Annotated in this window: 19 protein-coding genes; 9 read left to right on the plus strand and 10 right to left on the minus strand. The window is 39.8% G+C overall.

The window, feature by feature from the left end; translation table 11 throughout:
* Window positions 1-27: 27 nt before the first annotated feature.
* From FLM47_RS04800 to FLM47_RS04820, 5 genes are all read right to left on the minus strand, one after another.
* A complete protein-coding gene (locus FLM47_RS04800) occupies window positions 28-510 on the minus strand; it encodes a polymer-forming cytoskeletal protein (RefSeq protein WP_178955509.1) in 483 nt (160 codons plus the stop codon).
* Window positions 500-1,663 (minus strand): M23 family metallopeptidase, encoded by a 1,164-nt coding sequence (locus FLM47_RS04805; protein WP_178955511.1) that lies wholly within the window; start codon window positions 1,661-1,663, stop codon window positions 500-502. Before FLM47_RS04805 ends, FLM47_RS04800 begins: the two co-directional genes overlap by 11 nt.
* A 143-nt stretch (window positions 1,664-1,806) precedes the next feature.
* Window positions 1,807-3,120: a fumarylacetoacetase gene (fahA, locus tag FLM47_RS04810; protein WP_178955513.1), complete on the minus strand. Its 1,314-nt coding sequence runs from the start codon at window positions 3,118-3,120 to the stop codon at window positions 1,807-1,809.
* Window positions 3,121-3,331: 211 nt separating this feature from the next.
* The gene (gene hppD, locus FLM47_RS04815) at window positions 3,332-4,378 is read right to left on the minus strand and encodes a 4-hydroxyphenylpyruvate dioxygenase (RefSeq protein WP_076918939.1); all 1,047 of its coding nucleotides are present in this window, start codon (window positions 4,376-4,378) and stop codon (window positions 3,332-3,334) included.
* 512 nt (window positions 4,379-4,890) lie between these two features.
* On the minus strand, window positions 4,891-6,390 hold the full coding sequence (locus FLM47_RS04820; RefSeq protein WP_008109550.1) for a peptide MFS transporter: 1,500 nt from the start codon (window positions 6,388-6,390) through the stop codon (window positions 4,891-4,893).
* 744 nt (window positions 6,391-7,134) lie between these two features.
* Here FLM47_RS04820 and tyrR point away from each other — a divergent pair.
* Together tyrR and FLM47_RS04830 are read left to right on the plus strand one after the other, a co-directional pair.
* Window positions 7,135-8,691, plus strand: a complete 1,557-nt coding sequence (gene tyrR / locus FLM47_RS04825) for a transcriptional regulator TyrR (protein WP_008109548.1) — start codon at window positions 7,135-7,137, stop codon at window positions 8,689-8,691.
* Between the two features lie 112 nt (window positions 8,692-8,803).
* A complete protein-coding gene (locus FLM47_RS04830) occupies window positions 8,804-9,340 on the plus strand; it encodes a thioesterase family protein (RefSeq protein WP_008109547.1) in 537 nt (178 codons plus the stop codon).
* 54 nt (window positions 9,341-9,394) lie between these two features.
* Here FLM47_RS04830 and FLM47_RS04835 read toward each other — a convergent pair whose 3' ends face one another.
* Window positions 9,395-10,048: an OmpW family protein gene (locus FLM47_RS04835; RefSeq protein WP_010391257.1), complete on the minus strand. Its 654-nt coding sequence runs from the start codon at window positions 10,046-10,048 to the stop codon at window positions 9,395-9,397.
* A 273-nt stretch (window positions 10,049-10,321) separates the two neighbouring features.
* On the opposite strand from FLM47_RS04835, the gene FLM47_RS04840 reads away from it, so the two are divergent.
* Window positions 10,322-11,740, plus strand: coding sequence for an MATE family efflux transporter (locus FLM47_RS04840; protein WP_054202105.1), 1,419 nt, complete (start codon window positions 10,322-10,324; stop codon window positions 11,738-11,740).
* 71 nt (window positions 11,741-11,811) lie between these two features.
* Window positions 11,812-13,002 (plus strand): succinyl-diaminopimelate desuccinylase, encoded by a 1,191-nt coding sequence (gene dapE, locus FLM47_RS04845; protein ID WP_178955515.1) that lies wholly within the window; start codon window positions 11,812-11,814, stop codon window positions 13,000-13,002.
* A gap of 67 nt (window positions 13,003-13,069) precedes the next feature.
* Here the strand turns inward: dapE and FLM47_RS04850 are convergent, their stop codons facing one another.
* Window positions 13,070-14,800 (minus strand): lysophospholipid acyltransferase family protein, encoded by a 1,731-nt coding sequence (locus FLM47_RS04850; RefSeq protein WP_178955517.1) that lies wholly within the window; start codon window positions 14,798-14,800, stop codon window positions 13,070-13,072.
* A gap of 161 nt (window positions 14,801-14,961) precedes the next feature.
* Between FLM47_RS04850 and FLM47_RS04855 the strand changes: the two genes are divergently transcribed.
* Complete coding sequence (locus FLM47_RS04855; RefSeq protein WP_178955519.1) at window positions 14,962-15,882, plus strand: glyoxylate/hydroxypyruvate reductase A; 921 nt, start codon at window positions 14,962-14,964, stop codon at window positions 15,880-15,882.
* A gap of 259 nt (window positions 15,883-16,141) precedes the next feature.
* On the opposite strand, the gene smrA is transcribed toward FLM47_RS04855, so the two are convergent.
* Window positions 16,142-16,723 (minus strand): DNA endonuclease SmrA, encoded by a 582-nt coding sequence (smrA, locus tag FLM47_RS04860; RefSeq protein ID WP_178955521.1) that lies wholly within the window; start codon window positions 16,721-16,723, stop codon window positions 16,142-16,144.
* Window positions 16,724-17,119: 396 nt separating this feature from the next.
* Window positions 17,120-17,365 carry a hypothetical protein gene (locus FLM47_RS04865; RefSeq protein WP_008114416.1) on the minus strand — a complete coding sequence of 82 codons (246 nt, stop codon included), beginning with the start codon at window positions 17,363-17,365 and terminating at the stop codon, window positions 17,120-17,122.
* 634 nt (window positions 17,366-17,999) lie between these two features.
* Between FLM47_RS04865 and FLM47_RS04870 the strand changes: the two genes are divergently transcribed.
* Window positions 18,000-18,383, plus strand: coding sequence for a response regulator (locus tag FLM47_RS04870; protein ID WP_138607618.1), 384 nt, complete (start codon window positions 18,000-18,002; stop codon window positions 18,381-18,383).
* 67 nt (window positions 18,384-18,450) lie between these two features.
* Here FLM47_RS04870 and rpsT read toward each other — a convergent pair whose 3' ends face one another.
* Entirely contained in the window at window positions 18,451-18,711 is a 261-nt protein-coding gene (gene rpsT / locus FLM47_RS04875; protein WP_008114420.1) for a 30S ribosomal protein S20, read from the minus strand.
* 295 nt (window positions 18,712-19,006) lie between these two features.
* On the opposite strand from rpsT, the gene murJ reads away from it, so the two are divergent.
* From murJ to ileS, 3 genes are all read left to right on the plus strand, one after another.
* The gene (gene murJ, locus FLM47_RS04880) at window positions 19,007-20,545 is read left to right on the plus strand and encodes a murein biosynthesis integral membrane protein MurJ (RefSeq protein ID WP_041709107.1); all 1,539 of its coding nucleotides are present in this window, start codon (window positions 19,007-19,009) and stop codon (window positions 20,543-20,545) included.
* A gap of 74 nt (window positions 20,546-20,619) precedes the next feature.
* A complete protein-coding gene (gene ribF, locus FLM47_RS04885; RefSeq protein WP_075170608.1) occupies window positions 20,620-21,546 on the plus strand; it encodes a bifunctional riboflavin kinase/FAD synthetase in 927 nt (308 codons plus the stop codon).
* A gap of 29 nt (window positions 21,547-21,575) precedes the next feature.
* Window positions 21,576-24,404, plus strand: coding sequence for an isoleucine--tRNA ligase (gene ileS / locus FLM47_RS04890; RefSeq protein ID WP_178955523.1), 2,829 nt, complete (start codon window positions 21,576-21,578; stop codon window positions 24,402-24,404).
* Window positions 24,405-24,411: the final 7 nt, after the last annotated feature.

Below are 24,411 nucleotides of genomic sequence, written 5' to 3' on the forward strand. Positions count from 1 at the left end.
AGGCTAAACCATTATAAACTAATGTAGCTAGCTTTTAGCAGCAGGCTGCTTATTTACAAACGAAAGCCCACTGTCTTCATTATCAACAATGGCTTTTACATCGTGAACCGGTTTTGGCTTATCTTTAGTATGTTCAATGACTTCTTTTTCAAAGCGCTGCTTTAAACTACCTTCAATAATAGCACCTGCTTCTATGCTCAGGGTGTCGTGAAAAATATCGCCAAGTACATGAGCATTATTTTCAATTTTTACTTCACTTGCATTTAAAGAGCCTATAATTTTACCTTTAACAACAACACTACTTGCCTCAACAACGCCTTCAACAACACCTGAGGTGCCTATTACTAAATGTTCGGCTTTAATGTCACCGTCGATTCTTCCGTCGAGCTGCACTTCGCCTTGGCTTACTAAAGAGCCCGTTATACGCACATCGTTAGAAATGATTGAGGGAGTGTGACTCACTCGCTTAATGGATGAGTCTGTTTTTACTTGTTTATTTTTACCAAACACGAGAAAGCGCCTTTGTTATTTTTAGTGGATTGACATGCTTGTCGTCTATTAATACTTCATAGTGTAAATGAGTACTTGTACTTCTTCCGGTACTGCCCATTAAACCAATTATATCGTGCTTTGCAACAACCTGGCCTTTTTTTACTTTAATTTTGTTTAAGTGACCAAAGCGAGTCACAATACCGTTTTTATGCTCTAATTCGATAAAGTTACCATAACCGCCATTACGCCCTGCACGAAGAACAATGCCATCGGCAGGGGCAAAAATTTCTGTTTTATGCCACCCAGCTAAATCAATACCTTTATGAAAAGCGCGTCTTTTATTCATTGGGTCTTTTCTAAGCCCAAAATTACTAGAAATGTAATACTTAGCAGCAGGCAAAGGCAGAGTGTTTGGCAATGCCGTTAAAAAGCTCTCAAGCTGGTTTAACAGCAATAGCTTATCGGCAATAGCAAGAAAAGTACTTGGTATTTTACTTTCATCGAGTATATCTAGCGGGCCACCTTGCGCCGTTGTTTGTGTGCTTAATGTTAGATGTTGCGCCAGTACGTTCTCAAGAACCGTGCCTTGAAGCATTTCTATAATCGCATTGTGCCGTTGATTAATCAGCGCAGCCAATAACGTGAAATTAGTATCGTACTGCAGATTTAGCATGATATAGCGCTGCTCAAAACTGGTTAAACTGTTTTGTGCATGCTTATTTTGTGTTTTATCTTCTTCGAGCGGCTCATGAAATTCGCTTTCGTTCTCATTAATAGGAGAAGATTCAAGCTCACCCTCTAATTTTATTGCATCTTTACTTATAGAAGCTGGGAGTGATTCAATCATACCTTGTAATAAAGCTTGTTTTTGTTCTAGTTCAGCTAACTGCTCTTGTTGCAATGCGTAGCGTTGTTGCTGTTGCTTTACTTTTTGTTGCCATTGTACTTGCTTATCAAGCTGAGTTTGCTCGATATGAGAAATTTGGTGTGTTTGCATGTAAACACGGATACTCGAAATACTGATCCATGCAATAGCAATGAAAATAATAGCAAGCACAGAAACCTGTAACCAAGGCGCCAAAACAACATGCTTTACTTCACCATTTTGGCGAATAAGCAGCTGACGAGCTGGAAAATGCTTATGAAAGAAAGATTTTATAAATACAGGCATGTTACATATACACTGGCTATTAACGGATTTAAGATAGCAATTTGAACTAAAAAAGCCAGAAAAAAATTGTAACTTCGGCTTAATTAATAAAAAAGGGCGGCTTATTCAGCAACCCTTTCTTATTAGTTTATTGATTTTATGTATTAATTTGCTGGTAGTATGGTGCTCTCCACTGAGCCAAAGCCAATTCGTGCAAAGCCTTCTTTTTCACACCAGCCACGCATTATAACGTTGTCGCCGTCTTCCAAGAAGCTACGCTGTTCGCCGTTGCTTAAAGTTATTTTTTCTTTGCCACCACGAGAAAGCTCAAGTAATGAACCCGCTTCTTCGTGAGTAGGTCCTGATTGCGTGCCAGAGCCCAGCATATCGCCTGGCATAAAGTTACAACCGTTTACGGTATGGTGAGTTACCATTTGCGCTACAGTCCAGTATGAGTGCTTAAAGCTAGACTTAGACACTTGAGTTGGGTTGTAGCCTTCATCACGCATTTTTTGCGTTAGAATTTTAACATCCATTTGAATATCAAATGCGCCTTGATCACGGTTAGCCGTTGATTCTAAGTACTCTAGTGGCTGCGGATCGCTTTCATCACGCGTCCAACTTGTTCTGTATGGTGCAAGTGCTTCGGTGGTTACAATCCACGGAGACACGGTTGATGCGAAGTTTTTAGCTAAGAATGGACCCAGTGGTTGGTATTCCCATGCTTGTAAGTCACGTGCTGACCAATCGTTGAAAACACAAAAGCCGAATACATGCTTTTCAGCATTTTCAATTGCAATAGCATCGCCAAGCTCATTACCCTTACCTAGATAAATACCTAGTTCCAGTTCGTAGTCAAGGCGTTTACATGGGCCAAATGAAGGAACTTCTGCATCTGGCGCTTTAGTTTGTCCTTTAGGGCGATGAAACTGCTGTCCAGACACGCCAATAGACGATGAGCGACCATGATAACCAATCGGCACCCATTTGTAGTTTGGTAGTAAGGGGTTATCGGGACGGAATAAACTTCCTACGGCAGTCGCATGATAAATTGATGTATAAAAGTCAGTGTAATCGCCAATGCGACACGGTAGAGCAAATTCAATTTCGGTTTGTGGTATAAGCGCTTGTGCTAGTTGATCTTGATGAGCAGAGCCTTCACGTAATGCTTTAGACAGTGCTAAACGAAGCGCTGACCAATATTGCTCACCTAATCCCATAAACTCGTTCAAAGTCGGGTTACTTGCAGATGCAACGGCTGTTTGGGCGTCACCTGAAAAAATACCGAGTTCATTTACTTTTGCTAAATCAATAACCTGATCGCCAATGGCAACAGCACCACGAAAAGCTTCATTGCTATTTTTGCGACGTACTTCTGCAAAAGGTAGGTTTTGAATAGGGAAGTCACATTGTGCATCATTTGCTGATGCTACCCAGCTAGTTAAATTTATATCATGGGTTTCGTTAATTAAACTCATTACATTTCCTTTGGTTTAGTTGGTCGCGCTTATCAGTATAAATATCAATTTATTAAATAAGAATATAGCACCCGTTAATTTCATCTATTACTTAGCTATATGGTGATGAAAAGCGCGATTTAAACACACAGAGAGATAGTTTTACCTCTCAATTACGATTAAACGACAAAAAGCAGCGAAATACGCTGCTTTTTAAAGTTACTTTATTTGCTTATAAAACGCCGCGGCGTTCTTGATCTCGCTCGATTGATTCGAATAGCGCTTGGAAGTTACCTTCACCAAAGCCGCCATCATCAACTCGTTGAATCATTTCAATGAAGATAGGACCAAATAAGTTTTTAGAGAAAATTTGCAGTAAATAGCAATCTTCGCTTTGGCTATCAACAAGGATTTGATGTTCACGGATTTTTTCTTTGTCTTCTTTAACCCATGGAACACGGTCAAAAATAGTATCGTAGTACTCTGGAATAATATCTAAAGTAGCGATAGTCGATTTATCAAGTTTATCTAGTGAGCTTACTAAGTCGTCAGTTAAGAACGCTAAATGCTGCACACCTGGGCCATTGTATTCACCTAGGTATTCATCAATTTGGTTATTGTCGTTGCCTTTACCTTCATTGATTGGAATAGAGAAGGTGCCACATGGTGATTTTAATGCATATGAAAGCAGGGCTGTTTTTTGGCCCTTAATATCAAAGTAACGCACTTCGGTAAAACCAAACACGTCTTTGTAAAAGTTAGCCCATGTTTCCATAGTACCTTTATATACGTTGTTGGTTAGGTGGTCGATACGTAAGAAGCCTTTACTCTCTACTTTGTTTGGCTCGCTCAGATCTTCGAAATCATTATCGTAAATAGAGCCTTTATCTCCAAATTGTTCAATAAAGTAAATTAAGCTATCGCCAATGCCGTAAATAGCAGGGTACGGTAAGTCTTTATTAGCTGCATCAGTAGCTGGCTTAGCGCCGCGCTCAACCGCTGCTTCAAACGCTGCTTGAGCGTTCTCTACACGCCAGCCCATAGAACAAATTGCTGGGCCGTGGTTTTTAGCAAACTCAGCTGAAAAGCCGTCGCGTTCATTATTTAGTAAAAAATGAATATCGTTTTGGTTGTAATAAACAATGTCTTTACCTTTGAATTTTTTTAATTTTGAAAAACCAAAATCGGTAAACACTTTGTCCATGTAATCGGCATCGGGTGTTGCGTATTCAGTAAACTCAATACCAACCAAACCTAAAGGATTATTTACTTCACTCATTATAATTACTCCCGCAATTAAGCACTGCGATTATTAGTTATCGTATTGCCTGCATGATTAACTAGATTACTGCTTTGGGGAAGAGGGTGTTGTGATTTAGTAAATAGCGCGTGTGTAAATTTTACGGGACGGTTAGCAAAGCATGACATTTATTTACATACGAGCCTAGGTAAGTAAAAATTAGCTAGCTCGGATAATGTACGTGTTTTTTATGTATGTTACTGAATTTATTTGTTTTAAATTTAATTGCCCATCTGTTTTTTTAGTTCTTTCACACTAAAAAAAGAGTGGTTTTTGTATTCTATTGTTTACACTCAACCTGAGCGTAGCTGCTCACAACATTAACAAAGCAATAGATACTGAGGGTTTGATTCACTAACTTCATTTACTGTGTAGTATTACATTGTAACAATTAGGTTAGTTAGCCATAAAAATACCCCCTGCAGTTAGCTGCAGGGGGTATTTAATATCATTAGTCAAAGCGCATAATTACGCACTGTGATAAACCTAAATTATTGTGCTGGTGCGGTTTGTTCTAAACCTTGTTTTTCCCATACCTTAGCTTTGAAGCTCATCAGCACTAAGATGATACCTACACCGATACTAAATAATGCAATTTGTAAGTAAAGGTTAGGAATTTCTGCAACATTGTTAGGATCAAAGTTACCAGCAAGTAAGCCTGAAATTACGTTACCAATTGAGTATGTCAGTACAAATACACCCATCATTTGACCCGTATAGCGACGAGGAGATAATTTACTTACCGCACTCAATGCAACTGGGCTTAAACAAAGCTCACCCACTGTATGTAAGAAATACGTAGTAACCAGCCAGTAAGGAGCTACTTTTAAGCCTTCAGCTGCGTAATGCGCTGCCATAAACATAACTAAAAAGCCTGAAGCCATAATAACTAAGCCCAACGCACATTTTACGCTGTAAGTAGGCGAAACCATTTTCTTAGATAAATTAATCCAAAGAGCGGCAAAAAATGGTGATAGGGCAATAATAAATAGCGAGTTTAAAGATTGGAACCAAGTCGTTGGAATTTCAAATGTGCCAATAAGACGGTCTGTGTAGTCACGAGCAAATAGGTTTAATGAAGAACCCGCTTGTTCAAAGCCAGACCAAAAACACGCAGAAGCGACACAGACTAAAAATAGCGCCCACATTCTTTGCTTTTCAGCGTCGGTTAGTTTGCCTTTGAAATAAACAAGGCCAAAGTAAATGAAAAAGATAACAGTAAATACAACTGCTGTGTAACCTGCAACAATAGTCGGGTTAATAACTATAGCGCCTGTCATCGCAGCAGCAGTCACACTGGCAACAACAATTACAAACGCAGCAATACCGCCCCATGCGCGTGAAGCACCTTTAGGGCTTAATGGATTCGCAGGTAACGAGCTATGTTCTGGTAAGTTATTAAGTGTACGTTTGTATTGTATTAAACCAATAGCCATACCTACAGCAGCTGCACCAAATGCCCAGTGCCAGCCTACGTTTTCCATAAAGTAACCACAAACGTAGTAACCAATTAAAGAACCTAAGTTAATACCCATGTAGTAAATAGCGTAACCACCGTCACGGCGTTCATCTTCGTCAGTATAAAGCTGACCAACCATGGCACTGATATTAGGTTTAAGTAAACCAGTACCCGTTGCGACAAAGATTAAACCAATGAAAAAAGAATATTCATGCGGAACGGCTAAAATAATGTGGCCACACATGATGATGATACCGCCGTACCATACTGCTTTTTGACCACCAAATAATCTATCTGCTAACCAGCCACCAGGTAAACCTAAAAAGTATACTGAACCTGTGTATAAGCCATAAATTGCAGCAGCAGAAGCAACGGTAAATCCTAAGCCTTCTTGTTGTAAACTTGCTGTCATAAATAATACGAGCATAGCTCGCATACCGTAGTAACTCATTCGTTCCCACATTTCTGTGAAAAACAGGGTTGAAAGTCCTTTAGGGTGACCAAACCAGCCACTGTCAGAATTTGAACTCATATTTACTTCCTAATTCATTATTGTTTTGATGACCTTGTGGTTTTTTATTTAGCTAAATTGTTACTTCTAAAAAGTATAATAAATGCTCGATCATCAGTGTTTTTATGCAGCTAAGGTAATGGTTTGCTAAACGCAGCTATACGTTTAGGTAAGAGTCACACCCTTATCCTAGTTACAATTGCGCTTAAGTATACATAGACCTTTGTACGAGGGGAAGCGTTGAGCGCGCTATCACACATCCGTTATGTAATTGTTAAATACCAACACCTAAAGTTCTAGTTGTTGCACTAAACACCTAAACTTATCAAAAAAGATATTTAACAACACAGGTAACATTGTCTTTGCAAAGCTATCTTTTATCCGGTTTTAAGTTCTATTGAAAAAATATAAAACCGCTTTATTTACGGGGGGTTACAAGCATCAAGTTATTCAACAATCGTTAACCTTTACTACTTTATTTTAATAATCACCGTTTAGATTAAACATGAGCAAATATTAGCGCATGCACAGCAGTGATTAGCCCATTGCAGAATATAATTTATACAAAGTTAGTTTGGCTATATTTACATGTAATGACCCCCGACTTTTAGTGAGCAGCCAAGATTAAATATTTTAAGTGCTTGAAAAAGCGCTCTAGGGAGTAAAAAAACATTTTTCGTCCAAATTTCTTTACAATAAACTATGCTGATAATCATAGTTAGCGTATTATTCACGCCAATTAGTTTTTTCCTTACCTGAGGGTGTATGCGTTTAGATATTCACTGTGCAGACCGAGTTGGTATTGCTCAAGAGATTCTTAATATTTTAGTTAGCTACAATGTTGACTTGAAAGGAATTGAAGTCGACTCAGTTAATTGCCGTATGTATGTGAGTTTTCCTGAAATTGAATTTGAACAATTTCAAAAAATTATGCCTTCAATTCGATTGATCGATGGTGTACATGATGTACGTACCACCGCGTTTTTACCTTCTGAACGTGAGCACAATGAATTAAACACCTTATTAAGAGCACTGCCAGATGGTGTTATATCTATTGATGCTAAAGGCTGGGTGCGTTTGTGTAACGACGCGGCGTGTAAAGACTTACAGCTAACAGAAAAAGAAGTCATTGGCGCCAATATCAATAATTTACTTAAAGGTTTTAATTTTACCCGTTGGTTAGAAGGCAAAGAAGTACTTGGGCAAACTACCCGTGTAGAAGTGGCAGGTGAAGACTTTATTGCCGATATTTTACCTATTGCTGTACCACAAGGCAGTGAGGGGGATGTATTAGCGGGTGCGGTAATTAATATAAAATCGCAAAGCCGCCTAGGTCAGCAAGTGAGTGCGTTTAGACGCTATGGCCAAGAAAGCTTTGCGACAATTCACAATTTTAGTACGGCGATGCGTCGTGTTGTACGCGAAGCGCGTAAAATGGCGCAACTTGAAGCCCCTATTCTTATCACCGGTGAAACCGGCACAGGTAAAGAGTTATTAGCGCGAGCTTGTCACTATGCATCTAACCGCTCAGTAAAACCGTTTATTGCTTTATCGTGTGCCTCGTTACCAGATGATGTTGCCGAGTCAGAACTTTTTGGTTACGCCGGATATGAAGAAAATGCAGCGCCTAAACGCGGTGTACTTGAACAAGCGGATGGTGGAACAGTATTTTTAGATGAAGTGGGTGAAATGTCGACTCAGCTCCAAACTAAATTACTGCGCTTTTTACAAGACGGTACGTTTCGAAAAGTAGGCGACGAAAACGAAGTTAAAGTAAATGTTCGCATAGTTGCTGCTACCCAAAAAGATTTACCTGCAATGGTGCAAGAGGGCGTATTTAGAGAAGACTTATACTATCGCATTAATGTACTAACGTTAGAAATTGCACCACTGAGAGATCGTAAAGCCGATGTTGGCCCACTTGCCGAGCACTTTATTCAAAAATATGCGCAGCAAAATGGCCATACTGTGCCTGAGCTATCTGAAGAATGTTTAACGTTTTTACAAGATTACCCATGGCCAGGTAATGTGCGCCAATTAGAAAATGCTATTTACCGTGCGGTATCGTTGTTAGAAGACAGTGAATTGCGAGTTGAGCATTTACAACTGCCGACCTTTACTCATGATTTAGGCTATTTAGAGTCTGATTTTGAGGGCTCGCTTGATCAAGCGGTTAAGCGTTTTGAAGCTACCTTATTGCGTAAGCTTTATCCAGCTTATCCAAGTTCACGTCAGTTAGCTAAGCGCTTAGGGCTGAGTCATACAGCGGTAGCTAATAAACTACGTGATTACGGTATTAATCGTAAAACGGTTAAAGTTTAAAGATAGATATTAAAACAACCTTTCTTAGTGATTGACCCCTTGGTGTAAAAATACCCTAGGGGATCAATTGCTATGATACACTCACAAAAAACAAACTGGTAAGACCTCTACTGTGAACTTATATTTTAGACTGCTGCTATTATTTTTCAAAATTAAACGTAATCGTGATTATCAATCATTGTTAGACACGGTTGATATAGACTACAAAGCACTGCCAAGTGACTGTGATATTAATTTGCACTTAACTAATTCACGCTATTTAGCAATGATGGATTTATCGCGCACATGGATGACCGAGCGAGTTGGTTTACTAAAGCAAATAATGAAGCGTCGTTGGTTTCCTATTGTTAATGCAACCGCCATTACTTATATCCGTGATATTAAGCCTATGCAGCGCTTTACCATTAGTACCCGTTTAGTCGGCTGGGATCATAAATACTTTTATATTGAACAAAAATTTCATTCAGAGCGTGGCTTACATGCAATTGCCTATGTACGTGGCGTATTTAAAAGTAAAAAAGGGGTGGTAAGCGTTGAGCATATGCTGGAGGTTGCTGGTTTTGAAGGCGTAGCACCTATTTTACCGGCAGAAATAATTCATTGGAAAGAAATGCTTGAGCAAAAAAAAGTAAATAACTTACCTCGTTAATTACACGCAAAAAAAAAAGGCCTTACGGCCTTTTTAACACACACATAATCGTTATTAAAACGAGTATTTAAGACCAAACATAGCTACAACAGGGTCAAGTGACACGGTTGAAGTTAATGCTTTTGCGCCATTAGCATATACAGTCGCATCAGTATCAATATCCATGATAGATACCATAGCGTGTAGGCCCCATTTCTCATCAATCTTGTAGTTAGCACCTACTTGAGCAACAAAACCAAATGAATCATCTAGTTTTACTTCCACGTCGTCAGTATTTAAAGTTGCTTTAAGTGCTGCAGAAGGCTGCTCGTCAAAGAACGTCGTGTAGTTAATACCTACACCAACAAATGGACGAAGTGCGTAGCTGCTGTCTAAAAAGTGGTATTGTGCAACCAGTGATGGTGGTAAATGTTTAATGTCGGCAATTTTATTACCAGCTAAACCGCCTGTACCTTCTACATCATGAGAGAATGGCGTTGCTGCAATAAGCTCTAACACCCATTGGTCGTTAAATGCATAATCTACAGTAATACCTAACTGAGTATTTGAATCACCTTTTAAACCAAGAGTAGGTGCTTCGTTAATCTTTGAGCCATCGTTATCAGGGTTAACATTAATTGCGCCAACATTAACGCTAAAGTTAGCGTGTGCTGCAGGAGAAAGAGCTAGTAAAGAAGTAAGTATTGCAATGCTTAGTTTAGTTTTCATGTTGTTCTCCGTGAACTACTGTGTGACTATTTGTTGATTGAGGCTATTATCGCTCGAGTTTAAAAATAAAAACCTGTTCTAGATCAAAGTTTCAAAAGCGTATAAGTAAAGAGCCTCTATTTATTGATTTAGATTAAACTTTTACTTACTTAGTGCTCAAAAATTATTGACTGATCACTTAAATACCGGCCGTAAACGAAGTATTCAGAATATAATCAGCTAGTTTTGTTAAACTAAGTCTATGTTCACGGTTTAATAAAAGTAAGCGGCCTCATGACTCCCTCTGGTCAACTATTTCTTCAAGGCTCTATTGCCAAAGCGCTATTAAAATTAGGCATTCCTATTGTCCTCATTAATATTTTGCAGTCTGCTTATCAGCTTACAGATGCTTTTTGGGTTGGCCGGTTAGGGGCTGCGCAAGTGGCTGCTGTATCTATTAGTATGCCTGTCACATTTTTAGTTATTGCGATAGGTTCAGGATTTGCTATGGCTGGGGCGATTTTATCAGCCCAATACATGGGGGCAGGACAACAAGATAAGGTTAACCATGTTGCCGCGCAAACGGTGTTAATGGTGACATTAGTTGCACTATTACTTGGGTTACTAGGCTATGCATTATCACCTTATTTTTTAACCTTACTGGGGGTTGAAGCGGCCGTATATAGTGATGCGCTTAAGTTTATGCATGTATCTTTTATTGGCGTTATTTTTGTATTTATTTATGCCATGTTTCAATCGCTGATGCGGGGTATTGGGCAAACTAAGGTGCCGTTAATTATAGTCAGCACAACCGTGTTACTTAACTTTATACTCGATCCGTTATTCATATTTGGCTATGGTCGTTTTGAGGGGCTTGGTGTGATGGGCGCTGCGCTAGCAACATTGGTTACACAGAGCTTAGCGGCGCTTGCGGGCATCATTATATTTTTACGTGGTCGCCATGGTATTCAATTACAGCTAAAAAGCTTTTACCCCGACTGGCACTATATTAAGCGCGCTTTTTTCTTGGGAGCGCCAGGCTCTATTGAATTATCGACACGTGCATTTGGTTTGATCATCATGTCATTTCTAGTTGCCAGCTTTGGTACTACGACAATTGCTGCTTATGGTGTTGGCTCTAATATTTTGCAAATGGTGATGATCCCCGCTATGGGCTTATCAATGGCGGTATCAACCTTGGTTGGGCAAAATATGGGGGCTGGTAATATCAAGCGGGCTGAGCAGATCACTAAACTTGCTAGTGTGTGGGGCTTGTTAGGGCTCTCATGTGTTGGCGCCATTGCATATTTATATGCAGATTCATTAGTTGCATTTTTTATTCCTGACGATAATGACGTTATTACTAATGGGGCGCAGTTTATTCAAGTAATGTGCTTAAGTTGGGGTGGAATAGGGGTGCAACTTTGTATTGTTGCTGCTTTTCGTGCCTCAGGTAATATGCTCAATGCAATGGTTATCGCGTTATTATCACAATGTGTAGTGCAGTTCCCTGCCGCTTATATTCTTTCTAATCATACTGAGCTTGGCGATCAAGGCATTTGGTATTCTTTTGCAATTACTAACATAACCATCGCATTGATAGCATTTGCATGGTTTATGCGTGGCTCTTGGAAAAAAACCAAGTTAACTAAAGAAGATAAGCACATAGTGCAGGTTACACGAGAAACATTAATAGAAGAGGGCGCACGTTAGCTAGTAAATTCATAATGCGGTCATAAAAAGTCGTTGTAATAAATACACTGCTAAAACGAGGTGTGTTTATTATGACAAAAGCTATCAATACAAAAGCACAAGCGCCGTACTTAACTATTGCACAGTTAAAAACAGTGAGTCACTTACAAACTCTGATCCGATTTAAATCGATTACTCCTAATCCAGCTGGTGGCATTGAGTGGCTTGCGAACCACCTTACTGAGTTAGGCTTTAGTACAGAGCAATTTAGTTCTAATAATGTGACAAACTTAATTGCAAAAATAACCTTTGGGGCAGGCCCCGTGGTGGCATTTTCTGGCCATATTGATGTGGTACCCGCAACGCAAGGTGGCTGGTTAGCCGATCCGTTTGGTGGACACATAATTAACGATGCAATTTATGGGCGTGGTGCCGCCGATATGAAAGGAGGCATTGCCGCGATGCTTAGTGCAACGCAGACGTTAATAAACAGCGCGCAGCAAAAGCAGGGAACATTATTTTGGCTGATCACCTCAGATGAAGAAGGTGAGGCGGAGCATGGCTCTGTGTTGATTGCCAAGCGATTAGCACAACAGGGCGTTGTGCTTGATGGCTGTATTGTTGGAGAGCCAACCAGCCACCTGCAGGTAGGTGACACTATAAAAAATGGTCGACGTGGAGCCTTATCTGCGCGATTAGCTATTCAAGGAAAGGCTGGGCATGTAGCCTATCCTGAGAATACCATTAATGCTGCGCACATCAGTGCTGAAGTGGTTAATAGACTCACACAAATAGACTGGCCTTTAGATGAACTTAGTTCAAAAACAACGCTGCAAGTCACCGGTATTAATATTGATAATGTGCTAGATAACCTCGTGCCAGCTCAGTGTGATATTACTTTTAATATTCGCTATAGCCATGGGTATAAAAGTAAACATGTTAAGCAACGTGTGTTTGCTGCACTGAAGGATTTCAGCGAGCATTTGGTTATACAGTGGGAGCGTCCATGTGAACCCTATTATACAAGCCATAAGATTGAGAGTTGCTTACTCGCTCAGTTAGAGCAGGCAATTTTTAAAGTGACGGGGAATTATCCTTTATTAAGCACCAGTGGTGGGACGTCGGACGGACGATTTTTTGCACAGCAAAAAACACAAGTCATAGAGTGTGGGGTACGAAACCATAGCATTCATCAGGTTAATGAACATGTACCGATTTGCGACTTGTTAGAAATAGAAAAGATTTATACGCAATTACTCGATGGTATTTTTACTCAGCCTTGAAGTATTAATAACTATTAAAGCGCCGCTTAATGCCGCTTTAATAGTTATTCGATTAAGGGTTAACGCTTTAACTTGCTGATGCTGATTTATCAGTACCCAAGTAGCGCTTTGCTTTGCTTGGTTTTACTTTTTCAAGATCAACCAATACTAGGCCATCAATACAATTATTGAATTGTGGATCAATACTAAAGCTTAAAAATTTAACACCATTTGGTTCGCATAGCTCTGTATATTGTTTAAATAGTGTGGGTACATGCGTGCCCATGTTAGCGAGTATGTGTTTAAGCTCTACAAAATCTTCTTTTATATTATTACCCTCGAACAAGTTAGTGCACTGAGTTTGCTGATCAGGTGTGTGACGAAAAGCATTGTTAGGCGTTGCGAGTGATTTTTCACAGCCATAATAGTGCTGATAATAATGCACTAATAAAGACTTTGCCTGCTCAGGTAGTGCGTTTGACACACTCACCGCACCAAATAAGTAACGGTATTGAGGGTAGCGATTTATAAAAGCGCCAATACCATACCATAAGTAGTCGAGACTTTTTCTGCCCCAATATTTAGGTTGTACAAAGCTTCGGCCTAGCTCTATGCCTTGTTTAAAATAAGGATTCATATCTTGGGTATAATTAAATAGGCTATCGGTATAAAGCCCACTTTGTGAGTGTTGTTCAATCACATCCTGTGCACAAGCTAATCGGTAAGCACCCACCAACTCTAGTGCATGTTCATCCCACAATACTAAGTGCTGATAGTGCATATCGTATTTATCTATGTCTCGGCGGTTTCCACTACCTTCACCTACAGCCCGAAAAGCGATTTCTCGTAAGCGGCCCAGTTCACGAAATAAGGGAGAGCTTCCTTGGTATTGGTACAAATAAATCACCATGCCATCACTGGTTTTACCTAAATGTTCGCAGCATTCTATGGCTTTTTTTAATTCTTTTTTACATTCAGGAGAGGCGATCGGAGCATGAGTTTTTAATGGTAGCGTTTTTTTTGTGGTTAAACGGTATAGTTGCTTACGGATTAGCTCAACCACTTCTTTGTCTTTTAAGTCTGGGATTAAATAAGACTCAGGGGCAATAGAAGCGCCAATTTCAAACTCGAGTGATTTTTGACGTTGCTTAAACATTTCTTTTACCAGTAACAAGCTAGCCAGTGGTTTATAAAGCATTGATGCGCCGTAAAACAGCGGGCTATTTCTGGCTTTAATATAAATAGGCAAAATAGGGCTGTTAGCCTTTTTTGCAATGCGTAAAAAGCCACTGTTCCATTTGCAGTCTTTTATACCCGTAGGACGAAGTCGAGAAACTTCACCGGCAGGGAAAATAAGTAACGCTCCTTCATTTTTTAAGTGCTGGTGGATATTACTCAGCTCTTGTTTTTTACTTTGCCCTGATAGGTTATCAACGGGTAGTAATAACGAATGCATGGCGTCAACGGTCATTAACATACGGTTAGCCACCACTTTTAAATCGGAACGCACTGTTGATAACACATTAATTAATGCAAGTGCATCTAAGGATCCGATAGGGTGGTTTGCAATAATGACAATTTTCCCTTCACTGGGAATGTTTTCTATTTGCTTAGCTTTGTAGCGAGTTTCAAAGTCAAGTTCATCAAGCACTTGCTCTACAAATTCTATTCCTTGAAGGTGGGGATAGGCAGTTGCAAAGTTTGTAAATTCTTGTTCATGTAATAAGTAGCTAAGACTTTTCTTTACCATTTTTTTTATTTTAAATGAGTTAGTTAACTGTGGTAAATTGGTTGCTATTACTTTATCTACACTGATCATACGCACCTCTTTTTTTATACTAGGCTAAGGCCAATATGTTTAGCTTAGAGTGCGGATATGACAATACGCGGTCAGTTGTGTGACTTTTTAAAACCGTTTACCTACTATTGAATTGAACCGTACCAGTACTACTATTTAGGGTTACTTTTTAAGGAATCATCATGTCAGTTTTAGTCGCGATTACCGGTCGAGATAACACAAAATTAATTGCAAAAATGCAATCACAATTACCCAACATTCAAATTGAGCAGCTTGATGACTGCAAAGATTTTGCAGGTGTGGAATTTGTACTGGCTTGGAATGCGCCCGCGTCTTTATGGCCAAAGTTATTAAATTTGAAAGCGGTGTCATCGTTTGGTGCTGGGGTTGATAGTATCGATTTAAGTTTACTACCTGCACATGTTGAAGTGGTGCGGATTGTCGATAAACAGTTAGCCAACGACATGGCTGAATATGTACTTACTCATGTATTAGCGCAAAAATTGCGATTAAAAGAATATTTCTTAAAACAACAGCAAAGTGAATGGAAGCCCAAAAGAGCGTATAGGCACGATCGAGTCAGTATTTTAGGGTTTGGCGAATTAGGCCAAGCATGCGCCCAAAGGTTGGCTAATAATGGCTTTAAAGTTAATGCTTGGAGCCGAAGCCCTAAAACATCAACGATAGCAGCACTCTACCATGGTGATCAGGGACTAAATGATATGTTAGTGAATACAGATTATTTAATCTGTCTATTGCCACTTACTAGCAATACCAAAGGTATTATTAATCAACAGTTGCTTAAGCAACTTCCTGAGCACGCCGTGTTAATTAATGTGGCCCGAGGTGAGCATGTCGTTGAAGCTGATTTGCTCGATGCGCTCAATAACGCACGTTTACTAGCAGCAACGCTTGATGTATTTGCCAGTGAGCCACAACCAAGCAAACACCCTTATTGGCAACACCCAAATATTACTTTAACGCCGCACTGTGCTGCGTTGTCAGATCTAGATAGTGTTATTGAGCAAATAGCAGAAAACATTTTGCGTTTGAAAGCGAGACAACCATTAATAAATTGTATTAATAAGCAGCAAGGTTATTAATTTAGAGTTATTGGCCTTCAAGGATTAAAATTTGTTTAATTTTTAACAGAAACAGCTTGTTAACATTTGTAATTTTTACTATTGTTAAAAGCTGTTCTAACAAAAATAATAAATAGGATGAATTATGAAACCCAATCAAGGGGGCGCAAAAATTAGCATTGTGGTTGTATCTATCATTATTTTAGGAATATCTGCGTGGTTTAATCAAGCTAATGCAGCAGCGTTGATGCTTAACTAACCCTTATTAGCACAGCAAGATTTAACTGCGCTTGCTGTGAATTTCTCTGTTTTGATGCTTTTTATCATCACTCTTCTTTAGTAAGACATATGTTGCCCCACTTCCTCCATGCTGCCTGAGTGCAGTATGAAATGCTAAAACACAAGGAATTGTTTGCAGCCACTGATTTACGTAACTTTTTAAAATCCCCGGTTTGGCTTTATTTTTAATACCTATTCCATGACGAACAAGAACCATTCTTATATTGCGCTGGTGGCAATCTTTAATAAAGGCAAGCAACGAAGCATGGGCATTTTTCAAAAGTTGCCCGTGTAAATCTAATGTCGCATCGAGCTGATATTTAGCTAATCTTACGTTTTTAAAAACCGGGCTTTGCACGCCATCCCGTTTAAAACTTAATATGGCGAGTGGGTCGAGCAATTCTAGTGGTTCATCTAACGAATTAAATTGTTCACTGCTTAAATTTAATTGTGCCGCTTTGTTTTTTTCTTGCTGAGCGATAACTGTTTTATGGTTTTTAGGTGGCAATGTCACTGTATCGTGACTGATAGGGGTAACATCTTCCATGGAGGATAAGAATAAATCGAAATCTGACAACGGCATGGGCTTATCTCAAAATAGGCAAGGGTCTGTTGACCTTTGCGGATTAAAATTTGTTCAAACTAGGGGTGGTTTAATCGCGGCGCGAGGTTTGTAACCTAGTGGGCTAAGTAAAAACCGAGCAACAAAGAGTAAATCGCCCTTAGGTAGAACCCAAAGGGCAGCGCCTGTTTGGCATTGATGCTGCGTTATCACCTATTTATGGGGAATAACCACACCACATAGGCTCTGCCTTGCCTAAATACCAAACAGACTGCTGAAAATTTAACCTTGAAAGGTCAACAGACCCAATACGAGATAAATTTTAACTTAGTTCAAACTAAGACCCAAGATTTTTAAAGCTGTAGAATAAAAAAAGCCCAGAAAAACTGGGCTATAAAATATTCTAAGGGGAAGTAATTAGTGCTGAGATACAGTAAATTGTCCAAAAGTATAAACTTTAAACAAATAAAATGTGTTGATCAAAACTAAACTCATATTTGAAATAATACTCGACGACATAAGATCTAAGCTAAATGATAAGAATAACAAACCACAAGCACTAATCGCTGCAACGCGAAGCAGTGTCAGTTGGTTAATAAAGAATGCACCTAAACCTAGTGCAAGTAGTAATGTATTTAAAAGCCAATCTAGCTCGTTTAGCATGGTCGTTTCAATAGTTCAGTTGTTGAAAAAAGGAGCGCCATTATGTTGATCTTTTGCACAGCTTTCAACCAAGTAATTTTAAATTTTCAGATTAGTTTTTTTAATGTTAAAAGTAAGTAAGCAATACTGAAAATATTCCTTTCTCAGCAATAATTCGATATTTTTGGCAGCTCTGCGGTTGCTGTAAATCAATACATAGGTAAAGGGTTCTATGCTCCTTATCCAGTCGCGGGTGTAGGGTTGAGTCCAGTAGTTTTGGTTCGCTTGAAAACAACCCTGGCCAATACACACTTTGGCTTACCATAGATGATTTTTTATAAGTAAGTAAACTCGGCTTTGGTATTAAAACAAGTATAAATAATAATATCGCGAAAATAAAAAGCAGGGTCAACTTGATGCCACACTTTGCGCTACTTGAGTGTAGTTTTAATTGTGAGCCAGTGTTTGCAAGCTTATTACTGGATCTTTGTTTAACAGTAGCGGCTTTATTTTTTTTGCGGCGACTTTTTTTTGTGGTTTTCGACATAAAGCAAATCTGGCCTTTTTAGCTTAGCCCTCTATAATAAAGTAAATATTTGTATTTTAAGCAAATCACCAACTTCGCAGACATGGCTTTAGCCTATAAGGATTGTATATGAATACGCAGCTATCTATTTTAATAGTTGACGATGTTAGCACTGTGCGTAGCTTTCTAAGTCAAACATTAATGCATTTAGGGATAGAGAATGTAAAAGAAGCGTCAACGGCCGCGCAGTGTATTAGCGAGTGTCGCGCAGCCAATTTTAATATTATATTTTTAGACATAGAACTACCTGATGGCGATGGTAAAGAACTTATTGCGCAAATTAATGAGTTATCACCAGAGACAAACGTGGTGATGGTGTCGGCTCATTCAGGCGTTGAAAATGTGAAGGATGCGATAGAAAGAGGGGCAAAAGGGTTTGTGGTTAAACCATTTTCACCAAAGAAAATTGCGGCGATGTTGAAAAAGTTTTATCCAGAGCTTGATAACGTTTAAGAGGCGTATTTATTTTGGGCAAAAAAAAACCGGCAAAAGCCGGTTTTTTTAATCTTGCAAAAACAAATTATAGCGCTTTAATTTTAGCAGCTAAACGGCTCTTATGACGAGCAGCTTTGTTTTTGTGGATTAGACCCTTAGTTGCGTAACGGTCTAGGATAGGTGTAGCAACAGAAAAAGCTTGCTGTGCAGCTTCTTTATCGCCAGCTTCAATAGCTACGATTACTTTTTTGAAGTAAGTACGCATCATTGAACGACGGCTTGCGTTGTGCTGACGGTTTTTTTCGCTTGTGATAGCGCGTTTTTTTGCAGACTTGATGTTAGCCAAGGTTTGCTCCTAACAATCTTAAATAAAGCTTAAATTAAAGGCCGTGGAATATGCCTGTTTTTATCATGAATGTCAATTTAATTTTAACAATTCAAGAAAAACTGCTCCTTATAACGAACATCAATTTGCCGCTTTAGCAGTTAATAGCGCTATTGTAACAAAGCAAGGGGTTCCAGCCTAGTGCTTTAAAGCGATTTATAAAAAAGACTATGGCATAATTAACTTAATTGCTGGTTTTTAATATGGATTTATAGTGTCAAAAGGTTTGTTTCGTTCTGGGATGATTGTAAGTGCAATGACAATGATCTCGCGTATTTTAGGGCTAGTACGAGATGCCGTCGTGGCTAATCTGTTGGGCGCAGGCGCTGCGGCCGATGTATTTTTATTTGCTAACCGTATTCCTAATTTTTTACGCCGTTTATTTGCCGAAGGGGCTTTTGCGCAAGCATTTGTACCGGTATTAAGTGAAATTAAACAGCAGCAAGGCGATGAGAAGGTCAGAATATTTGTTGCCCAAGCCGCCGGCACGTTAGGCACTATTTTACTGATAGTGACACTTTTTGGTGTAATAGCATCACCTGTTATTGCTGCATTATTTGGTACTGGTTGGTTTATTGATTGGTGGCAAGGGGGGCCTGACGCAGAAAAGTTTGAGCTTGCCAGTTCGCTATTAAAACTTACTTTTCCTTATTTGTTTTTTGTAAGCCTTGTGGCGCTCAGTGGCGCGGTGATGAACGTTTATAATCGTTTTGCCGTTGCGGCTTTTACCCCGGTGTTACTCAATGTATCCATCATTAGTTGTGCCATTTTATTACACGACCAATTTTCTGTAGGCGCTTATGCATTAGCCGTTGGCGTGTTTTTAGGAGGCGTGGTACAGCTATTATTTCAACTGCCGTTTTTGTATAAAGCAAAAATGCTAGCGCGCCCGCGCTGGGGTTGGCAAGATGAAAATGTGAAAAAAGTACGCAAGTTAATGCTTCCAGCCTTATTTGGTGTATCAATTAGTCAAATTAATTTGCTGCTCGATACAGTAATAGCCTCGTTATTGATGACGGGCTCTATCGCTTGGCTATATTACTCAGATAGACTGATTGAATTTCCACTTGGTTTATTTGGCATCGGTATTGCGACGGTTATTTTACCTGCGTTGTCAAAATTACACAGCAGTAAAAAAAGTAGCGACTTTCAACATACCCTAGATTGGGGAGTGAGGTTTGTGATTTTTTTAGGGCTTCCAGCAATGATAGGATTGATGATTATAAGCCCGCTTATTATTACCGTGCTGTTTGATCATGGCGCTTTTAAAGAAGCGGGTATTGATCATGTTAAGGCGGTGAGCTTAGGGGTGGTTGCCTACTCAGTGGGATTAGTCAGCTTTATGTTAATTAAAGTGCTCGCGCCTGGGTTTTATTCTCGCCAAGATACTAAAACACCGGTACGCATTGGTATTATTACTTTGGTACTAAATATGGTGTTTAATATTATGCTGGCCCCATTTATTGGCTATTTAGGTTTGGCACTGGCAACCTCAATGTCGGCAAGTTGTAATGCCTACTTACTGTATCGACAGCTTAAAAAAGAGAATGTTTATCAGTTTTCCAGCATGAGTGGCTACTTCACTTTGAAGTGTTTGTTGGCAAGTATAACAATGGGCGCATTGGTTTGGTTTACCAGTAGGCAATATGACTGGGTTAGTTGGCACTTTAGCGAACAAGTTATGTTATTGGTTGTGTTATTAATTATTGCGATTGTTAGTTACTTTTTTATGTTGTTTTTGATGGGTGTTAGACTAAATACGATAAAAAGTGTAGCAATTACTGAATCAAATTAAAAAAAAGATTATAATCGGACACTCTGCGGCCCGAGGTCGCATTTTATCGCTCGCTGAAAAAGGCATTAGGTGGCATGGAGCTAATTAGAGGTATACACAATATACGCCCACAACACTTTGGTTGTGTGCTGACCATTGGTAATTTTGATGGTGTTCATTTGGGTCATGCTGCCGTATTAAAAGGGCTTTTAGCTGATGCAAAAGAAAATAATTTACCCAGCACCGTAATGTTATTTGAGCCTCAGCCACAGGAGTTTTTTGCAAAAAATAACGCTCCGGCTAGGCTGACTCGACTGCGTGATAAACTTCGTCTATTGAGTAACTTAGGAATTGAACGCGTTATTTGTATTAGCTTTAATCAGGCTTTTGCAAACATGCATGCTGAGCAGTTTGTTAGCGATATTTTAATTAAAAAGCTGGGCGTTAAAGCATTAACGGTTGGTGATGATTTTAGGTTTGGTAAACAGCGCCAAGGTAACTTTAGTCTATTGGCAACTATGGGCACCCAAGTGGGAATGAGTGTTAAAAGCACTGCCAGCTTTAGGCAATTAAATGCTAGAGTAAGCAGTACCTTGATACGAGAAGCACTTGCTGAAGGTGACCTAGTTAGTGCAAAAGTTATGCTTGGGCATAATTATGCAATATCTGGACGTGTTATTCATGGCTGGAAAAAAGGCCGCGAACTGGGTTTTAGAACGGCAAATATTGCGCTAAAACGTCAAGTTTGTCCGGTCAATGGTGTATTTGCGGTTCAAGTGATGATCGCAGGAAAGCAAGTTTTTGGGGTGGCTAACATTGGAAACAAACCCACGTTTAATGGAACTCGTGCCTTATTGGAAGTTCATCTTTTTGATTTTGCACAAGATATTTATGGACAATTTATGCATGTGGAGTTAATTGAAAAGCTCCGCAATGAGAAAAAATTCGAGACATTAACACAACTGACGGCACAAATAGCAACCGATGTTGCCGCCGCTAAGCAGTGTTTTGGTTTAAATTAGGTAGCCGATAGAAACGGAAAGTAGGATTAATGAGCGACTACAAACATACTTTGAATTTACCGGAAACAATGTTTCCAATGCGTGGCAATTTGGCACAACGTGAACCAAAAATGCTTAAAGCATGGTATGAAGACGACCTATACGGTCAAATTCGCAGCGCGAAGAAAGGTAAAAAAACTTTCATTTTGCATGACGGCCCTCCGTATGCAAACGGCGATATCCATTTAGGCCACTCAGTAAATAAAATATTAAAAGATATTATTGTTAAGTCTAAAACTTTATCAGACTTTGATGCGCCATACGTACCAGGTTGGGACTGTCATGGTTTACCAATCGAGTTAATGGTTGAGAAAAAAGTTGGTAAACCCGGTGTTAAGGTAACTGCGGCAGAGTTTCGTGAGAAATGTCGTGCCTATGCTAAAAAGCAAGTGGAAGGCCAAAAAGTAGACTTTAAACGTTTAGGCGTTTTTGGTGATTGGGATAAACCTTACCTAACAATGAACTTCGACTTTGAAGCTAATGCCATCCGTGTACTGGGCCGCATTATAAAAAATGGTCACCTTCATAAAGGTGCTAAGCCTGTGCATTGGTGTACAGATTGTGGTTCAGCATTAGCTGAGGCCGAAGTTGAATACCAAGATAAACAATCTCCAGCTATTGATGTACGTTTTACTTTTACAGATCAAGATGCGGTAGTTAATGCGTTTGATTTAGCGGCTGGCCATACAGGAACAGGTAGCGTAGGAACCGTCATTTGGACTACGACACCATGGACTTTGCCTGCAAACCGTGCGGTAGCTGTACATGCTGATTTAGAATACGCGCTAGTACAAGTAGAAGATGAAGGCGTTCAGCAACGTCTTATTATAGGTTCTGAGCTGGTTAAAGATGCGATGGATCGTTTTGGTTTTAACCATTTCCATATCCTTGGCTATGTTAAAGGCGCAGCACTTGAAAACTTAACCGTAGCACACCCTTTTTACGACTTTAATGTTCCTGTTATTGTTGCTGAGCACGTAACAACAGATTCTGGTACGGGCATCGTGCATACTGCACCAGGTCATGGTCAAGAAGATTTCGTGGCTGGTCTTGAGTACAACCTTGAAGTAGCTAACCCTGTTGGCGCAAATGGTGTGTACTTACCTGATACTGAATTATTTGCCGGTCAACATGTGTTTAAAGCCAATGCGAGTGTAATTGAGGTATTAAAAGAAAATAATGCCCTAATGCATCACCATGCATTAACGCACAGTTACCCACATTGTTGGCGCCATAAAACGCCTATTATTTTCCGTGCCACACCACAATGGTTTGTTAGCATGGATCAGGCTAACTTGCGCCAAGATTCACTGGCTGAAATTAAAAATACTCAGTGGTTACCTGAATGGGGCGAAAGCCGTATTGCTAACATGGTTGAAGGCCGCCCTGATTGGTGTATTTCACGCCAACGTACTTGGGGTGTACCTATTGCGCTGTTTGTTGATAAAGACACGGGTGCATTACACCCAAATACTCAAGAGCTGATTGAGCAAGCAGCAGCGCTTGTTGAAAAGTCAGGTATTCAAGCTTGGTATGACTTAGACCCAGCTACTTTACTAGGTGAAGAAGACGCACAACAATACATGAAAGTGCAAGACACACTCGATGTGTGGTTTGATTCAGGTGTAACTCATGCCTGTGTTGTTGATGCGCGTGAAGATTTAACCGGTCCTGCTGATTTATACCTAGAGGGTTCAGATCAACACCGTGGTTGGTTTATGTCATCAATGATGACCTCTGTGGCAATTAATGGTCATGCACCTTACAAGCAAGTACTTACGCATGGCTTTACGGTTGATGAAAACGGCCGCAAAATGTCTAAGTCATTAGGCAATGTTATTTCACCACAAAATGTGATGAATAAACTAGGTGCTGATATTTTACGTTTATGGGTAGCATCAACTGATTACACGGCAGAAATGACGGTATCAGATGAAATATTCAAACGTTCAGCAGATCGCTACCGTCGTATTCGTAACACTAGCCGTTACTTACTTGCTAACCTTAGCGGTTTTGATCCAAAAACAGATCAAGTTGCTATTGATGATATGGTTGAGCTTGATAAGTGGATTGTAGGGCGTGCTGCACAGTTACAAGATGACATTTTAGCGGCGTACGATAGCTACCAAATGCTATTAGTGACGCAAAAGCTAATGAACTTCTGTACCGGCGAGTTAGGCTCGTTCTACTTAGACGTTATAAAAGATCGTCAGTACACGGCAAAAAGTGACAGTCATGCACGTCGTTCTTGTCAAACTGCGCTGTACCACATTGCTGAAGCGATGACGCGTTGGATGGCACCAATCATGAGCTTTACAGCACAAGAAATTTGGGAAGCACTTCCAGGTGAGCGCAGTGACTATGTATTTACTTCAACTTGGTATGAGGGCTTACAAGCACCAACTACGACCAAGTTTAGTAATGAAGATTGGCAAGCTATTTTAAATGTGCGTGACGAAGTGAACCGTCTGCTAGAAGCTGCACGTAAAGAAGAAGTGATTGGCGCTACGTTGCAAGCAACGGTTAACCTGTTTGCAAGTAAAGAACTTGCTGCAAAACTGGTTGCACTAGGTGATGAACTTCGCTTTGTGTTACTCACTTCAGCTGTAAATGTTACTGAAGTAGAGAGCCAGCCTGCAGATTCACAAGCAACCGAAATTGAAGGTTTATACATTAGCGTATCAGCAACTGATGCTAAAAAGTGTGAGCGCTGTTGGCATTATAGTGAAGATGTAGGTATTGAACCTGCGCACCCTGAAATCTGTGGTCGTTGTGTTAGTAACGTTGACGGTGAAGGTGAAAAGCGTCAATTCGCTTAGGAGTTGT

Origin of the sequence: Pseudoalteromonas sp. Scap06, assembly GCF_013394165.1 — a bacterium.
GTDB lineage: Bacteria > Pseudomonadota > Gammaproteobacteria > Enterobacterales > Alteromonadaceae > Pseudoalteromonas.

Bases quoted from the DNA above. Each gene is read 5' to 3' on its own strand.
- FLM47_RS04805 (WP_178955511.1), bottom strand. From the start codon at position 1,663: ATGCCTGTATTTATAAAATCTTTCTTTCATAAGCATTTTCCAGCTCGT.
- fahA (WP_178955513.1), bottom strand. From the start codon at position 3,120: ATGAGTTTAATTAACGAAACCCATGATATAAATTTAACTAGCTGGGTA.
- hppD (WP_076918939.1), bottom strand. From the start codon at position 4,378: ATGAGTGAAGTAAATAATCCTTTAGGTTTGGTTGGTATTGAGTTTACT.
- FLM47_RS04820 (WP_008109550.1), bottom strand. From the start codon at position 6,390: ATGAGTTCAAATTCTGACAGTGGCTGGTTTGGTCACCCTAAAGGACTT.
- tyrR (WP_008109548.1), top strand. From the start codon at position 7,135: ATGCGTTTAGATATTCACTGTGCAGACCGAGTTGGTATTGCTCAAGAG.
- FLM47_RS04835 (WP_010391257.1), bottom strand. From the start codon at position 10,048: ATGAAAACTAAACTAAGCATTGCAATACTTACTTCTTTACTAGCTCTT.
- FLM47_RS04840 (WP_054202105.1), top strand. From the start codon at position 10,322: ATGACTCCCTCTGGTCAACTATTTCTTCAAGGCTCTATTGCCAAAGCG.
- dapE (WP_178955515.1), top strand. From the start codon at position 11,812: ATGACAAAAGCTATCAATACAAAAGCACAAGCGCCGTACTTAACTATT.
- FLM47_RS04850 (WP_178955517.1), bottom strand. From the start codon at position 14,800: ATGATCAGTGTAGATAAAGTAATAGCAACCAATTTACCACAGTTAACT.
- FLM47_RS04855 (WP_178955519.1), top strand. From the start codon at position 14,962: ATGTCAGTTTTAGTCGCGATTACCGGTCGAGATAACACAAAATTAATT.
- smrA (WP_178955521.1), bottom strand. From the start codon at position 16,723: ATGCCGTTGTCAGATTTCGATTTATTCTTATCCTCCATGGAAGATGTT.
- FLM47_RS04865 (WP_008114416.1), bottom strand. From the start codon at position 17,365: ATGCTAAACGAGCTAGATTGGCTTTTAAATACATTACTACTTGCACTA.
- FLM47_RS04870 (WP_138607618.1), top strand. From the start codon at position 18,000: ATGAATACGCAGCTATCTATTTTAATAGTTGACGATGTTAGCACTGTG.
- murJ (WP_041709107.1), top strand. From the start codon at position 19,007: ATGACAATGATCTCGCGTATTTTAGGGCTAGTACGAGATGCCGTCGTG.
- ribF (WP_075170608.1), top strand. From the start codon at position 20,620: ATGGAGCTAATTAGAGGTATACACAATATACGCCCACAACACTTTGGT.
- ileS (WP_178955523.1), top strand. From the start codon at position 21,576: ATGAGCGACTACAAACATACTTTGAATTTACCGGAAACAATGTTTCCA.